General features: G+C 61.5%; 13 protein-coding genes. 1 reads left to right on the forward strand and 12 read right to left on the reverse strand.

Translation table 11 applies throughout. The features are described 5' to 3' along the window. Positions 1-5: 5 nt before the first annotated feature. Genes murC through mraZ form a run of 11 tightly spaced genes read right to left on the reverse strand, consistent with a single transcriptional unit; the run spans position 6 to position 13,513 of the window. Complete coding sequence (gene murC / locus AKL25_RS17800; RefSeq protein ID WP_050479045.1) at positions 6-1,430, reverse strand: UDP-N-acetylmuramate--L-alanine ligase; 1,425 nt, start codon at positions 1,428-1,430, stop codon at positions 6-8. Next, the gene (murG, locus tag AKL25_RS17805) at positions 1,427-2,512 is read right to left on the reverse strand and encodes an undecaprenyldiphospho-muramoylpentapeptide beta-N-acetylglucosaminyltransferase (RefSeq protein WP_050479046.1); all 1,086 of its coding nucleotides are present in this window, start codon (positions 2,510-2,512) and stop codon (positions 1,427-1,429) included. Before murG ends, murC begins: the two co-directional genes overlap by 4 nt. Continuing rightward, positions 2,509-3,774: a putative lipid II flippase FtsW gene (gene ftsW, locus AKL25_RS17810; protein WP_050479047.1), complete on the reverse strand. Its 1,266-nt coding sequence runs from the start codon at positions 3,772-3,774 to the stop codon at positions 2,509-2,511. Before ftsW ends, murG begins: the two co-directional genes overlap by 4 nt. Continuing rightward, complete coding sequence (gene murD / locus AKL25_RS17815) at positions 3,774-5,876, reverse strand: UDP-N-acetylmuramoyl-L-alanine--D-glutamate ligase (RefSeq protein WP_050479048.1); 2,103 nt, start codon at positions 5,874-5,876, stop codon at positions 3,774-3,776. Before murD ends, ftsW begins: the two co-directional genes overlap by 1 nt. A gap of 44 nt (positions 5,877-5,920) precedes the next feature. After that, complete coding sequence (gene mraY / locus AKL25_RS17820; protein ID WP_050479049.1) at positions 5,921-7,090, reverse strand: phospho-N-acetylmuramoyl-pentapeptide-transferase; 1,170 nt, start codon at positions 7,088-7,090, stop codon at positions 5,921-5,923. Between the two features lies 1 nt (position 7,091). After that, positions 7,092-8,528, reverse strand: coding sequence for a UDP-N-acetylmuramoyl-tripeptide--D-alanyl-D-alanine ligase (locus AKL25_RS17825; RefSeq protein ID WP_420840721.1), 1,437 nt, complete (start codon positions 8,526-8,528; stop codon positions 7,092-7,094). Then, entirely contained in the window at positions 8,525-10,063 is a 1,539-nt protein-coding gene (locus tag AKL25_RS17830; RefSeq protein WP_050479051.1) for a UDP-N-acetylmuramoyl-L-alanyl-D-glutamate--2,6-diaminopimelate ligase, read from the reverse strand. The genes AKL25_RS17825 and AKL25_RS17830 overlap by 4 nt, the downstream gene beginning before the upstream one ends. Continuing rightward, complete coding sequence (locus AKL25_RS17835) at positions 10,063-11,844, reverse strand: peptidoglycan D,D-transpeptidase FtsI family protein (protein ID WP_050479052.1); 1,782 nt, start codon at positions 11,842-11,844, stop codon at positions 10,063-10,065. The genes AKL25_RS17830 and AKL25_RS17835 overlap by 1 nt, the downstream gene beginning before the upstream one ends. Further along, complete coding sequence (gene ftsL / locus AKL25_RS17840; protein ID WP_050479053.1) at positions 11,841-12,113, reverse strand: cell division protein FtsL; 273 nt, start codon at positions 12,111-12,113, stop codon at positions 11,841-11,843. Before ftsL ends, AKL25_RS17835 begins: the two co-directional genes overlap by 4 nt. Further along, positions 12,110-13,072: a 16S rRNA (cytosine(1402)-N(4))-methyltransferase RsmH gene (gene rsmH / locus AKL25_RS17845; protein ID WP_050479054.1), complete on the reverse strand. Its 963-nt coding sequence runs from the start codon at positions 13,070-13,072 to the stop codon at positions 12,110-12,112. Before rsmH ends, ftsL begins: the two co-directional genes overlap by 4 nt. A gap of 12 nt (positions 13,073-13,084) precedes the next feature. Further along, positions 13,085-13,513, reverse strand: a complete 429-nt coding sequence (gene mraZ, locus AKL25_RS17850; protein ID WP_050479055.1) for a division/cell wall cluster transcriptional repressor MraZ — start codon at positions 13,511-13,513, stop codon at positions 13,085-13,087. A gap of 700 nt (positions 13,514-14,213) precedes the next feature. On the opposite strand from mraZ, the gene AKL25_RS17855 reads away from it, so the two are divergent. Continuing rightward, positions 14,214-14,498 carry an HU family DNA-binding protein gene (locus AKL25_RS17855; RefSeq protein ID WP_007880659.1) on the forward strand — a complete coding sequence of 95 codons (285 nt, stop codon included), beginning with the start codon at positions 14,214-14,216 and terminating at the stop codon, positions 14,496-14,498. Positions 14,499-14,740: 242 nt separating this feature from the next. Here the strand turns inward: AKL25_RS17855 and AKL25_RS17860 are convergent, their stop codons facing one another. Next, a complete protein-coding gene (locus AKL25_RS17860; protein ID WP_050479056.1) occupies positions 14,741-15,508 on the reverse strand; it encodes a 2-keto-4-pentenoate hydratase in 768 nt (255 codons plus the stop codon). Positions 15,509-15,524: the final 16 nt, after the last annotated feature.

Genomic DNA, 15,524 nt, shown 5'->3' on the forward strand with positions numbered 1-15,524 from the left:
CGTCATCATGCCCCCTGCCCTTGCGCATCCACGGATTGCGCCGTCAGTTTTGCCGGCACGCCGCTGATCGAACCTGCGCCCATGGTCATGACGACATCGCCGTCGCGCACCACGTTGAGGATGGTTGTCGGCATGTCGGCGATATCTTCGACGAACACCGGCTCGACCTTGCCTGCCACGCGCAGCGCATGCGCCAGCGCACGGCCGTCGGCGGCCACGATCGGTTGCTCGCCGGCGGAATACACCTCGGCCAGCACCAGCACGTCCGGTGTCGACAACACCTTGACGAAATCTTCAAACAAATCGCGCGTACGGGTGTAGCGATGCGGCTGGAACGCCAGCACCAGACGGCGTCCCGGATAGGCGCCGCGCGCAGCGGAAATGGTCGCAGCAGTCTCGACCGGATGGTGGCCGTAATCATCCACCAGCGTGAACGAGCCGGCCGGCTTACCCGCCGCATCGAACAACGGCACTTCGCCGTAGCGCGTAAAGCGGCGGCCGACACCGTTGAATTCGGTCAGCGCCTTTTGTGTATCGGCATCGGCCACGTCCAGCTCGCGCGCAATCGCGACGGCGGCGCAGGCGTTCTGCACGTTGTGCATGCCGGGCTGGTTCAGGCTGACCTGCATCGGCGCATAGCCGTCCTGAATCACGGTGAACTCCATCTTGCCGTCGACGGCCTTGGCTTCGATGGCGCGGATGTCTGCATCTTCATGGAAACCGTAGGTCAGGATAGGTTTGGAAATCATCGGCATGATTTCGCGCACGTGCGGGTCATCCAGGCACAGCACGGCGACGCCGTAGAACGGCAAACGCTGGGTGAACTCGACGAAGGCCTGCTTGAGCTTGGCGAAATCGTGGTTGTAGGTTTCCATGTGATCGGCATCGATGTTCGTGATGACTTCGATCACCGGCGTCAGATTCAGGAAGGAAGCATCCGACTCGTCGGCTTCGGCTACGATGAAATCTCCCGAACCGAGCTTGGCATTGGCGCCCGCGCTGGTCAGACGACCGCCGATCACGAAGGTCGGATCCAGTCCGCCTTGCGCCAGCACGCTCGCCACCAGGCTGGTGGTAGTGGTCTTGCCGTGCGTGCCGGCGATCGCGATGCCCTGCTTCAGGCGCATCAGCTCGCCCAGCATCACCGCACGCGGCACGATGGGAATGTGTTTCTTGCGCGCCGCCAGCACTTCCGGATTGTCGCCCTTGACCGCAGTCGAGGTGACGATGGCGTCGGCGTTGTCGATGTTCTCCGCCGCATGGCCGTAGAGGATGCGCGCGCCCAGTTGCGCCAGGCGCTGCGTCGCCGCGTTGCTGCCCAGATCCGAGCCGGACACGCCGTAGCCCAGATTGAGCATGACTTCGGCAATGCCGCTCATTCCAGAGCCGCCAATGCCGACGAAGTGAATATTTTTAACCCGATGTTTCATTGCTTTACCAATCTTTCCAGCACCTGCGCAATCGCCTCATTGGCGTTGCGCCTGCCTTGTTCATACGCCGCCTGCGCCATCTTCAGGCAGGCAGGCCGATCCAACGTTTGCAGCAATGCCGCCAGGCTGTCCGGGGTCAACCCGGTCTGCGGCAGATGCACTGCGGCCTTGCTTTGCGCCATCCATTTGGCGTTGTCGCGCTGATGCGAGGTGGTCGACGCCACCAGCGGCACCAGCACGCTGGCGACACCGGCCGCCGTCAATTCCGACACGGTGATCGCACCGGCGCGGCAGATCACCAGATCCGCATCCGCATAGCGGCGCGGCATGTCCTCGATGAAATCCACTACTTCCGCCGCGACGCCCGACTGCGCATACGCCGCGCGCAAGGCATCGATGTGTTGCTTGCCCGACTGATGCGTCACCAGCGGACGCTGGTCCGGCGGCAATTTCGCCAGCGCCGCCGGCACGCATTCATTCAATACCTTGGCGCCCAGACTGCCGCCGACCACCAGAATCCGCAACGGACCGCCATGGCCGGCATAACGCGGCGCCGGTTCGCCCAGGGCGATGATTTCCTTGCGCACCGGATTGCCGGTCACTTCCGCCTTGCCGGCCGCCTTGCCGAAATCTGCCGGGAAGCCGAACAGCACCTTGTCAGCCAGTGGCGTCAAGGTCTTGTTCGACAGCAGCAACGCCGCATCCGCATTCACCAGCGCCAGCGGCACGCCGCGCAAACGCGCCATCGCGCCACCCGGCACCGTTACATAACCGCCCATGCCCAGCACCACATCCGGCTTACGCTTGCCGATGATGCGGAAGCACGAACCGAAGCTGGCGATCAAGCGCCACACGCCTTTGACGGTATGCGCCAGGCCTTTGCCGCGCAGACCGGCGAAGACGATGGAGTCCATCTCGACGCCATGCTTGGGCACCAGCTCGCGCTCCATGCCGTGTGTCGTGCCCAGCCAGGACACTTGCCAGCCGCGTGCGCGCATGGTGTCGGCAATCGCCAGGCCCGGGAAGATATGCCCGCCGGTGCCCGCCGCCATGATTAGAAGACGCTTGCCTGTCGGAGTCATAGCCGCCCTCCGCGCATCAGCACGCGATTCTCGTAATCGATACGCAGCAGAATCGCCAGCCCGACGCAATTGATCAGCACGCCCGATCCGCCATAACTCATCAGCGGCAAGGTCAAACCCTTGGTCGGCAACAGGCCGAGGTTCACGCCCATGTTGATGAAGGCCTGCACGCCGATCCAGATGCCGATGCCCTTGGCGACCAGACCTGCAAAGGTCAGATCCAGCGCGATCGCCTGGCGGCCGATTTCGAAGGCATGCTTGATCAGCCAGTAGAACAGCAAGACCACCACCAGCACGCCGGCAAAACCCAGCTCCTCGCCGATCACCGCCAGCAGGAAGTCGGTATGCGCTTCCGGCAGGTAGTGCAGCTTTTCCACGCTGCCGCCCAGTCCCACGCCGAACAGCTCGCCGCGGCCGAAGGCGATCAGCGAATGCGACAACTGATAAGCCTTGCCCAGGGCGTTTTCTTCCACCCATGGATTCATGTACGCGAAAATCCGTTCGCGCCGCCATGGCGACAAGATGATCACCAGCGAAAAAATCCCGACCAGCGTGGCGCCGATACCGCCGAACCAGACGCCGTTGATGCCGCCCAGGAACAGGATGCCCATCGCGATACACACAATCACGCCGAACGCGCCGAGGTCAGGCTCCAGCAGCAGCAGCAAACCGACCACGCCCACCGCCAGCGTCATCGGCAAAAATCCCTTGGTCAGCTTGTGCATCACCGCCTGCTTGCGCACCGTGTAATCGGCGGCGTACAGAACAATGAACAGCTTCATCAGCTCCGACGGCTGCAAGTTGAACACCTTAAACGACAGCCAGCGCTTGGCGCCGTTGACGCCCTTGCCGATGCCCGGCACCAGCACCATCGCCAGCAAGATCAGCGTGACCACGAACAGATACGGCGCGATTTTTTGCCAGGTCTCGATCTTGATGCGGAACACCATCAGGCCGACCACCAGCGATACGCAGATGAACATCGCCTGACGGATCAGGAAATGCGAGGTCTTGTAATTCGCATACTTGGGCGAGTCGGGCAGCGCGATCGATGCCGAATACACCATGACCATGCCGAACAGCATCAGCAGCAAGACCACCCATACCAGCGGCTGGTCGTACTCCATCATGCGCGAACGCTGCTCGATACCGCTGATGCCCTTCAGGCTGCCGCTGTTGCTGCTCGCGCGCGCACTGCCGCGCACGCCGGGCTCATCCTTGGCGCCGAACCAGCCGGTGATCGAAGGCAGGGTCAGTTTCATCACATCACCTCCCCGCGCGACAGGGCGACTTCACGCACTGCATCGACAAATACTTCGGCGCGGTGTTCGTAGTTGCGGAACATGTCGAAGCTGGCGCAGGCCGGCGACAGCAGCACGGCGTCACCGCCTTGCGCCATTTCGGAGGCCTTTTCAACCGCCTCTTCCAACGTCGCGCAATCGATCAGCTCGACGCCGCTGTCTGCAACCGCAGCACGAATGGCGCCGGCATCGCGGCCGATCAGGAACACGGCGCGACCGTACTTCGACAAGGGCTCCGCCAATGGCGCGAAATCCTGGCCTTTGCCTTCGCCGCCGGCGATCAGCAACAAGCGGTTCGGCTTGCCGCCATGGCCGAGACCGTTCAATGCGGCAACCGTCGCGCCGACATTGGTGCCTTTGCTGTCGTCGTAATATTCGACCTCGCGTATCGTCATCACCAGCTCGACGCGATGCGGCTCGCCGGTGTAGTCGCGCAGACCGTGCAACAGGTTCGCCAGCGGCAGATCGGCCGCACGGCACAAGGCCAGCGCCGCCAGCCCGTTGGAGGCGTTGTGCAAACCGCGGATCTTCAACGCATCGACCGGCATCAGGCGCTTGAGCAGGAAAGGTTGCTCGACGACTTCCTTCGGATCCTTCTTGCGGCGGCGGCCTTCCGGCTTTTCTTCGTCTTCGACTGCGACGGCGGCGGCCAGCCACAGCATGCCGTTTTCATCGACCAGACCGAAACTGCCGGCCTTCTTCGGCTCATCCAGGCCGAAACTCGATACGGTCGCGCCGGGCGCGGCCATCGCCATCACGGCGGCATCGTCGCGATTGAGCACGCGCACGGTCTTGTCGCCGAAAATCCGCGCCTTGTCGGCGGCGTAGGCGTCCATGCTGCCGTGCCAGTCCAGATGGTCTTGCGTAATGTTCAGTACGGTGGCGGCGTCGGCCTGCAAGCTGTAAGTCGTGTGCAGCTGGAAGCTCGACAACTCCAGCACCCAGGCTTGCGGCAGGATGCCTTCGTACACCCGCTCCGGTTCCGGCGGCGGCAGTTCGAGCTGCAGTGGCGCGCTGTCGTCTTCGTCAAGGAGCGACGTCTGTGCGGCGACAACAATATCTTCCGCTTCGTCGATTTCCGCATCTTGCGATGCGACGCTGTCGACGTTTGTTTCTTCAACACTCGTTTCAGCAGCCTGTTCTTGCGAAGCCGATGCATCGACATGCTCTTCCGAGCCGTCGGCACTTTCTTGCGGCGCGGCGACGGCGACGGCGACTGTCAGACTGTCGTTCAGACCCATGTGCGCGGCTTGCGCCGGCTGCTCGTGTTCTGCGTCATCCGATGCTTCGACAGATGCCTCCGACGATGCTGCATCAAGCTCGGCAGACTCGGCTTGCTCGGTCAGCTCCAGCTGGCGCGAGGCTTCTTCTGCGGCAGCTTGTGCAGCGGCGGCTTCCTTCGCCGCTACTGCGTCGATTTCAGCCTGCGCTGCGGCCTGTGCTTGCGCCTGTTGTTCGGCGATGACCGCAGCTGCTTCCGCCTCGGCCTGCGCAGCCGCTGCTTCTTCGGCTCTTTGCGCGGCGACCACTATCGCGTGGGCTGCATCTTCGATCAGTGCTTCGCGCAAGACATCCAGCGCCGCCGGGCTGATATTGCCCGCAACCTTGGTCGTCAATCCGGCGCGACGGCACAGCATGCCGGTCAGGCTGGTGACGGTGGTCTTGCCGTTGGTGCCGGTGATGGCCAATACCTTGGGCGCGTAGGCGCGCTCTTCACGCAAGGCCGCCAGCGCCTGCGCAAACAATTCCATCTCGCCCCACAGGGGGATATTCTTTTCTGCCGCTGCTGCGGACAGCACGGCCAGGTCGCGCTCGGGCGCCAGGCCGGGGCTGACGGCGACGAAGTCGATGCCGTCGAGCAGTTCCGCCGACAGGGCCTTGCCGCCGATGAATTCGCTCTGTGCCGATGCCGCGCGCAATACGGCCAGGCGCTCGGCCACGGCCTGCTCTTCGCGGGTATCGGCCACACGCACGCGCGCGCCGCAGTAGACCAGCCACTGCGCCATCGCCAGACCGGATTCACCCAGTCCAAGTACCAGAGCGTGTTTATCGACGTAATTCATTCTTTATTACCTGAGTCTTTCTAAAATGATCTGATCAACGCAACTCAACGCAGCTTCAGCGTCGACAGACCGAACAGCACCAGCATCATCGTGATGATCCAGAAGCGCACCACGACTTGTGTTTCTTTCCAGCCTTTTTGTTCATAGTGATGATGCAGCGGCGCCATCAGCAGCACGCGCTTGCCGACGCCGTAGCGCTTCTTGGTGAACTTGAAGTAAGCCACCTGAATCATCACCGACAGGGTTTCCACCACGAAGATGCCGCCCATGATGAACAAGACGATTTCCTGACGCACGATCACCGCGATGGTGCCGAGCGCGCCGCCCAGCGCCAATGCGCCGACGTCGCCCATGAACACCTGCGCCGGGTAGGCGTTGTACCAGAGAAAGGCCAGACCCGCGCCGGCCATCGCGCCGCAGAAAATCAGCAGTTCGCCAGCGCCTGGAATGTGCGGGATGATCAGGTATTTGGCATAACTGGCGTTGCCGGTCAGGTAGGCGAAGATGCCCAGCGCGCCGCCGACCAGCACTGTCGGCATGATCGCCAGACCGTCCAGGCCGTCGGTCAGATTGACCGCATTGCTGGTGCCGACGATGACGAAATAGGTCAGGGCAATGAAACCCCACACGCCCAGCGGATAGCTGACGGTTTTGAAGAACGGTACGATCAGGTCGGCCTTGGGCGGCAGGTCGAGATTGAAACCAGACTGCACCCAGGCGAAGAACAGATCCAGCACCTTCATGTTGCTGACTTCGGACACCGAGAACGCCAGATAGAACGCCGCCACCAGACCGATCAGCGACTGCCAGAAATACTTTTCGCGCGAGCGCATGCCGTTCGGATCCTTGTAGACCACCTTGCGGTAGTCGTCGACCCAGCCGATGGTGCCGAAGCCCAGCGTGACGATCAGTACGATCCAGACGAAACGGTTGCTGAGGTCGGCCCACAGCAAGGTCGAAATGCCGATGCCGATCAGGATCAGCACGCCGCCCATGGTGGGAGTGCCGGATTTGACCAGATGCGTTTGCGGACCGTCGGTACGCACGGCCTGGCCGACCTTGAGCCGGGTCAGCATGCGGATCACCGCCGGACCGGCGACGAGGCCGATCAACAGCGCCGTCAGCGTCGCAAACACGGCGCGGAAGGTGATGAAGTTGAATACGCGCAGGAAACTGAAATCCTGCTGAAAATTCTGAGCCAGCCAAAGCAGCATGTTAATGAGTCTCCTGGTGAAGTGGCGCGGACTGCAACTGCGCCCCGACCAAATGCTGCACAACGCGCTCCATCTTCATGAAGCGCGAACCTTTTACCAATACCGTCGCCGTCGCGGATGCAGCCTCTTGGGCGGCGGCGCTGACGGCATCGATGGTGTCGAAATGCCGCGCCGGGAATGAGGCTCCCGGCACGGCGTTGTATGCGTCGATGGCGTCGCGCATGGCGTCGCCGAAACCGAGGAAATGCTCGATGCCGCGTTCGCGGGCATAGGCGCCGATTTCCCGGTGGAATTTGGGACCTTCGTTGCCGACCTCGCCCATGTCGCCCAAGGCCAGCACGCGCGGCGCGGCGGCTTGGGCCAGAACGTCGATGGCGGCCCGCACCGAATCCGGATTGGCGTTGTAGGTGTCGTCGACGACCAGTGCGCCGCTGACTGCAGTCTTGCGTTGCAGGCGGCCGCTGACCGGCTGAAACGCTTCCAGCCCGCGCACCACGGCGGCCGCGGAAATGCCGGCGCCCAGCGCGCAGGCGGTAGCGGCCAGCGCGTTGCGCACGTTGTGCTCGCCGACGGCGGCAAGCTTGATGCCGAACTGCTGCACGCGATCGCCGATGTGTGCAGTGACGGCAATCGCGCTGCCGAATTCGCGCGCCTGATAGCTGCCGCTGACATCCGCATCCTGATTCAGCCCGAAGCTGATCACCGGACGCGTGCCGGCGATCTCGCGCCAGACCCAGGCGTAGTCGTCTTCCGCCGGAAACACGGCGATACCATCCGCCGGCAGGGCCTCAAAGACGGCGCCGTTTTCACGCGCGACGGCTTCGACGCTTGCCATGAATTCCTGATGTTCGCGCTGTGCGTTGTTGACCAGCGCCAGCGTCGGACGAGCGATTTCCGCCAGCACGGCGATTTCGCCGGGATGGTTCATGCCGAGCTCGACCACCGCCGCCTGATGTTGCGGTTGCAGGCGGAACAGGGTCAGCGGCACGCCGATTTCGTTGTTGAAGTTGCCGCGCGTGGCCAGGCTGCGATCTTCGCCGAATGCCGCCGTCAAGATCGATGCGATCATTTCCTTGACGGTGGTCTTGCCGTTGCTGCCGGTGACGGCAATCACCGGCACATTGAATTGCTGGCGCCAGTGACGCGCGATCTGGCCCAGCGCCACACGGGTGTCCGGAACGACGATGGCGGGGATGCTCAGACCTGTCGGCACGCGCTCCACCACCACGGCGGCGGCACCTAGTCCGGCGACAGCGTCGAGGAAATCGTGTGCGTCGAAACGCTCGCCGCGCAGGGCGACGAACAGGTTGCCAGGTGCCACTGCACGGCTGTCGGTGGTGACGCCGCGCACCGTGAGTTCGCCGCCGGCGTTATGTACGCCATGCACGGTCGCGCCGTCCAGCCACTGCTGCAATTGTCCAAGCGTCGCCTGCACTATGCACCTCCCATCATCGTGGAGCGCGCGGCCAAAGCCAGTGCAACGTGGTCGGCATCGAGGAAGGGATATTTCTTGCCCGCGATTTCCTGATAGGTTTCGTGGCCCTTGCCCGCCAGCAGGACGACATCCTGCTTGACCGCGTGGCGTACCGCCCACAGGATGGCGCCGGCGCGGTCGGTCATGACATGCGGCACGATGCGGCCCATGCCGCTCTTGATATGCGAAATGATGACGTTGGGATCTTCGCTGCGCGGATTGTCGCTGGTCAGGATCACGTGATCGGCCAGTTCGGAGGCCGAGCCCATCTCCGGGCGCTTGCCCGGATCGCGATCGCCGCCGCAGCCGAACACGCACCACAGTTCGCCGCCGCGCTGAGCGGCAACCTGGCGCAGGGCGATCAAAGTCTTTTCCAATGCATCCGGCGTATGCGCATAGTCGATCACAATCAGCGGCACTTCCTGCCCGCCGAACTGTTGCATGCGGCCCGGCACGGCGGTCAGCGTGGCGATCACCGCCAAGGCTGCGTCCCAGCCGGTGCCCTTGGCCAGCATGACGCCGAGAATGCCGAGCACATTGCTGACGTTGAACTGCCCGACCAGTTGCGTCTTGATCTGGCCCGAACCGAATGGCGATTCGATATGGAAGCTGGTGCCGGTATTGGTGCTGCGGATCGCCGAGGCGCGCAGCACCGGCACGTCATCTGCCGTGACGTCGCCGAGCGAATAGCCGATCACCGGAATATTCTTGGCCTGCAGGTAAGGAATCAGACGCTGCCCCATCTGGTCGTCCAGATTGATGACGGCATGCTGCAGACCCGGCGAATCGAACAGCTGAATCTTGGCGGCTTCGTAGGCGATCATGTCGCCGTGATAGTCGAGATGATCGCGTGTGAAATTGGTAAACAGGGCGACGTCGACGTGCAACCCGTTCAGGCGGCCCTGATCGAGTCCGATGGACGAGGCTTCGATCGCCAGCACCGAAGCGCGTGCGGTGCGCAGGTCGGACAGCTTGCGTTGCAGCAGCACCGCGTCCGGCGTGGTGTAGCCGGTGACGTCGAACGCATGCGGCTTGCCGTCCTGGAACATGCCCACGCCCAGCGTGCCGACCACCGCCGCCGGGGCCGAGGAGCCTTGCAGGCGCGACAGCGCCATGCCCAGCCAGTACGAGCACGAGGTCTTGCCGTTGGTGCCGGTCACCGCGACGCTGAACATGTCCTTGTCGGGCTGCTGGTAATACATATTGGCGGTGAATCCGGCGAGGTGCTTCAGGCCCTTGACGCCGAAATGCGGCAAATCTTCCTTGTCGTCCCAGGCAAATCCAGCCTCTTCGTAGACGACCGCAACGGCGCCGCGCTCGATGGCGTCGGCGATATAGCGGCGGCCGTCGGCGCTGTCGCCGGGGTAGGCAAAGAACACATCGCCGGCCTGCACACGGCGCGAATCAGCGGTTAAATTCGCAGTCGGACTGGCGTTGGCAGCGGAAATGCCGTGCAGCCAGTCGACAATTTTTTGCGCGGAAAGCATGGTTGCAGGCATTACATGCTCTCCTCTAAGGCATCTTTTGGAATGATGATATTGGTCACGCTGGAGTCCGGCGCGACATTGAGCGCGCGTAAAGCGTTGGCCGTTACATTGGCAAAAACCGGGCCGGCGACAGTGCCGCCGTAGTGGCTGCCGGCACTGGGTTCATCCAGCATCACGGCGATGATCAGGCGCGGGTCGGACATCGGCGCAATGCCGACAAACGACGACACATATTTTTTCACGTACTTGCCGCCTTCGATCTTGTAGGCGGTGCCGGTCTTGCCGCCGACGCGATAGCCCGGCACCTGGGCCTGCGGCGCGGTGCCGCCCGGCGCCACCACGGTTTCCAGCATGCGGCGCATTTGCAGCGCGGTGTTTTCGGAAATCACGCGATGCCCGATCGGCAGGTCGTTGACCTTCTGGAACGACAGCGGAATCAGGTCGCCGTTGCGGGCAAAGATCGTATAGGCATGCGCCAGCTGAATCAGCGATACCGAGATGCCGTGGCCGTAGCTCATCGTCGCCTGCTCGATCGGACGCCACGATTTGTAAGGCCGCACACGGCCGGCAACCGCGCCCGGGAAACCGAACTTCGGCTGCTGACCGAGACCGATGCTGGTAAACATTTCCCACATTTCCTGCGGCGGCATTTCCAGCGCGATCTTGGCGGTGCCGATGTTGGATGATTTTTCGATAATCTGTGCGACCGTCAGCGGGCCGTGCGCGTGCGAATCGCCGATGGTGGCAGTGCCGATGGTCAGCTTGCCGGGCGAAGTCTGGAACACGGTGCTCGGCGTCACTCGATGGGTATCCAGCGCCAGCGCCACGGTAAAGGGTTTCAGGGTCGAGCCCGGTTCGAAGGTGTCGGTCAGGACGCGGTTGCGCAATTGCGCGCCGGTCAGCACCGAGCGGTCGTTCGGGTTGTAGGTCGGCAGGTTCGCCAGCGCCAGCACTTCGCCGGTGCGCGCGTCGACGACGATGATGCCGCCGGCCTTGGCCTTGTTCTTTTCGACCGCTTCTTTCAGCTGCGTAAAGGCGATGTACTGGATCTTGCTGTCGATGGACAAGGTCAGGTCCTTGCCGTCGTGCGGTTCGCGCACGGCTTCGATGTCTTCGACGATGCGGCCGAGACGGTCCTTGATCACGCGGCGGCTGCCGGTAACGCCGGCCAGCGTTTTCTGCGAGCCGAGTTCCATGCCGTCCTGTCCGGCGTCTTCCACATTGGTAAAGCCCACGACGTGGGCCATGACTTCGCCTTCGGGATAGAAGCGCTTGTATTCCTTGCGCGTCTCGATGCCGGCGATGCCGAGCTTGACGATCTTGTCGGCGGTGTCCTGCTCGACCTGGCGCTTCAGATAGACGAAGTTGCGGTCGGAATCGAGCTTCTTGCGCAGTTCGGCGTCGCTCATGTCGAGCAGCTTGGCCAGGTCGCGCAGCTTGTCCTTGGGCGCTTCCTGCACGTCGTCGGGGATCGCCCAGATCGCCTTGACCGGCACCGACGAGGCCAGCACCTGGCCGTTGCGGTCGGTGATCTTGCCGCGCGTGGCCGGCAGCTCAAGCGTACGCGCGTAGCGCGAAGCGCCCTGTTTTTGCAGGAAGTCGGTGGACATGCCTTGCAGCCACAGCGCGCGCGCAGCCAGCGCCAGGAATGCCATGAACAGCACGAACAACACCACGCGCGAACGCCAGGCCGGCATCGCGACCTGCAATACCGGGCTGGCCGAGAACGCGACGCCGCGCGAGGCAGCGACGCGGCCTCCCGTGACGTTGGTGCGTGGCGGCATGCGCGTCATTTGTTCCTCACCGTCAGGTATTGGGTTCGTTCCGGCGTCAGCGAGACCATGTTCAGGTCGCGTCGCGCCAGCGCTTCAATACGGGAATTCTTGCCCAGCGTGGATTGGTCCAGCTGCAGTTGCGCCCAGTCGATGTCGAGCTGGCGCGCCGTCGACTGAGCACGTTCGAGCTCGATGAACAACTGGCGCGCCTGATATTGGGCATTGACCAGCGACAGCGCACACAGCACCAGTACGGCAGTGACAAGGAAGCTCAGGCGGCCGGTCATGATGCGTCCTCAGCGACTGTGCGTTCGAGCGAACGCATCACGGCGGAACGGGCGCGCGGGTTGGCGGCGACTTCGGCGTCGCTCGGCTTGACGCGGGAATGCAATTTCCCGAGGGGTTGCGGCAGGTCGACCGCACGAATCGGCAGGCGGCGGTCCGGCTGCGGCACATGGGCTTTGGATGCCATGAACTGCTTGACGATGCGATCTTCCAACGAGTGAAAGCTGATCACAACCAATCTCCCATACTGCGCCATCTGCCGAAATGCTTTTTCCAGTCCTATTTCGAGTTCTTCAAGCTCTTGATTGATGAAAATCCGTATAGCCTGAAAGGTACGAGTGGCCGGGTCTTTGCCTTTCTCGCGGGTTTTGACGGCTTGTGCCACGAGCGTGGCAAGCTGTCGTGTGGTTGAAATTGGCTCGACTGCCCGGCGAGCAACAATCGTCTTTGCAATCTGAACAGCAAACCGTTCTTCCCCATAATCTCGTATCACCTTTGCTATCGTCTGTTCGTCCGCCGTTGCCAGCCACTCCGCTGCCGACACGCCGCGCGTGGTATCCATGCGCATGTCCAGCGGGCCATCGAACCGAAAACTGAAACCCCGCGCCGCGTCATCCACCTGCGGCGAAGAAATACCCAAATCCATCAACACGCCATCGACACGTGTCACACCATGCGCCGCCAGCGCCTGATCCAGCGTCGCAAAGCTGTCATGCACAATGGCGAAACGCGGATCCGCAATGGTCTGCGCCGTGGCAATCGCCAGCGGATCCTTGTCGAACGCGATCAAGCGTCCACGCGCGCTGAGGCGCTCCAAAATCTTGCGGCTATGCCCGCCGCGGCCGAAGGTGCCGTCCAGATAGACACCGTCAGCCCGGCCGCCTTCTATTACCAGGGCATCCACCGCTTCATCCAACAACACCGTACGGTGCTGCAAATCGGGCACCGATTGCAAAGTCATCGCGTCGTGCCGTCAGAAGGAAAAATTGCTCAACACATCCGGCATGCCCGCAGCAACAGCTTCCGATTCGTTCTCGGCCAGCTTGGCGGCATCCCAGATTTCAAAATGGCTGCCCATGCCCAGCAACATGACGTCGCGCTCCAGGCCGACCGCTGCCCGCAACTCCGGCGCGATCAGGATGCGGCCGGCGGAGTCGAGCTCCACGTCGCACGCATTGCCGAGGAAAACGCGTTGCCAGGCGCGCGCCGACATCGGCCACGCGGCGATCTGCTCGCGATGGATTTCCCAGGTCGGACGCGGGAAAAACAGCAGGCAGCCGTGCGGATGGCGCGTCAACGTGACCCGTCCTTCGCACTGAACAGCCAAGGCGTCACGATGCCTGGCCGGAATAGACATCCGTCCTTTGGCATCGAGATTGATTGATGACGCGCCTTGAAACACTGTGTTTGACCTTTTTTCCTGTCGCTGTTGGCATGCTTGAATTCGGTGTTTCGATGCCGGGAATTCAAAAACACCCCACAAAAAAACACTTTTTCACACTATCGCCCACTTTAGAGGATGCACTAATACAGGTCAAGCGATATTCATGGGCCGAAACAGGGATTTTTTTAATAAAGTCAAAGACTTAGCGCGCATAGTTAAAAAGCATCTAAAAGCGCTTTTTCCTCGAAAATGAATGACTTAGAGAATCTATTGAATGTTCCACTTGAGATATACACATGTGTTTATCTCGAATTCCGCGTGGTTTCTGGGGGAGAGACGGGTCAGCGAATCAAAAAACGGCCGACCGGCTTGAGAAGGGATTTTTGCAGACTATCAAAAGCACCAACCTGGACCGACATACAACGCGACATGAAACCGCACATCAAAATGCAGCCGGCGACGCCACTCAACAATTTACCGGCAACCGAAGTATGCCTGAAAAACGCCGTGCAAAAAAATCAGGGCCGCACCGAAAATTCAATCAACGAACACAGAAAACGATGCGTGAAACTCTCCACGGGTATCCGGATTTTTTCAATTCGATGAAATTCCGGTGAAATAGATCATGACAATTCAATTAAACATCAGATGGGGCTTGCGGAGTAGGCGCATTCCAATGCTAAAATCTCGGCACCTTAACAGTGAAAGGAATTTTAAAGTGAACAAATCCGAATTGGTCGACGCAATCGCTGCTGATACAGAAATCTCGAAGGCTGCTGCACAACGTGCTTTGGACTCCGTCGTTGAAAACATCATCAAGGCAGTTACCAAGGGCGACACAGTGCAACTGGTTGGCTTCGGTTCTTTCTCCACAGGCAAGCGCGCTGCTCGTACCGGCCGTAATCCACAAACTGGCGAAGAAATCAAAATCGCTGCTGCAACTACAGTGAAGTTCTCCGCTGGTAAGTCGTTCAAAGAAGCAGTGAACAAGAAGAAGAAATAATGGTTCCATTTGAATGCTGTGAACCAGGAGTTCACGGCATTCAAATACCGCTGCTGCCGCTTCATGCGGCAGCACACCCTCCCCGGCTTTATCCCGCATCATCCCTCTTCTTCAGCCTTTCCACCGCATTCCGCCAGCTTCACGCATAGTCAGACGCAGTTCCTTCGCCATGCTCCGGACGCACGAACGCCGCAGTAAACACGTCAGACTTGCCGCAGCTTGTTTCGTCCCGGATTGTTTGATCAGGCCTGCGCGAACGAAATATCGACCTTGCCGATGTTCTGCAGCAAGGCGTTGACGCTGCTGCCTTTGTCGGCGAACAGCAGACCGGTGCACGATCCCGTGGTCACGAACTGCCCTGCTTTCAGACCACCGCAACGCTCGCCGACGTGATTGGCCAGCCAGGTCACCAGCGGCCAGATGTCGACCACCGGGTTGCCGCCGACGGTCTTGGCGACCTCCAGGCCGTTGAAATACAGCTCGGCGTGCTGGATGCTCTGATCGATCTGGCCAAGGTCGTTGCGTCCCGGACCATAGATAAACGCGCAGTTGCTCAGCGCATCAGCCAGCCCGGCCAGTGGATTGGACGCCGGATATTCGGTATAGCGCGAAGACACCAGCTCGATCGCCGGATGCACCGTACCGACCGCCGCCAGCACTTCTTCTTCGGTGTAAGGCGTGGCGCGAGCCGGCAGATCGCTCTTCATGCGCAGCGCGATTTCGACTTCGATGCCGCGCGATCCGGCGGTCAGCAAGTCGAAGAAATGATAAGGCGCGGCGAAGATGAACTGGGCCGGCATCGGTGCGCAGCTTGGCGGCGCGCCCGGCGCCTTGGCGCCGACCTTCCATCCGCCGACCTCGCCCAGCGACCGGGAAACCGTATCCTGCACCGCGTAGGCTTCAGCGGCGTCGGCCGGAATATATTCATCCGGCAGGCGCGCCAGGGTGATTTCATGCTTGCGCGCCGCCAGCAGCAACTCGGCGGCGGCCTTGATTTTTTGTGTATCCATAGCGAGATCGATAAAG

The sequence above is a fragment of the Herbaspirillum rhizosphaerae genome, assembly GCF_001189965.1.
Classification (GTDB): Bacteria; Pseudomonadota; Gammaproteobacteria; order Burkholderiales; family Burkholderiaceae_D; genus Herbaspirillum; species Herbaspirillum rhizosphaerae.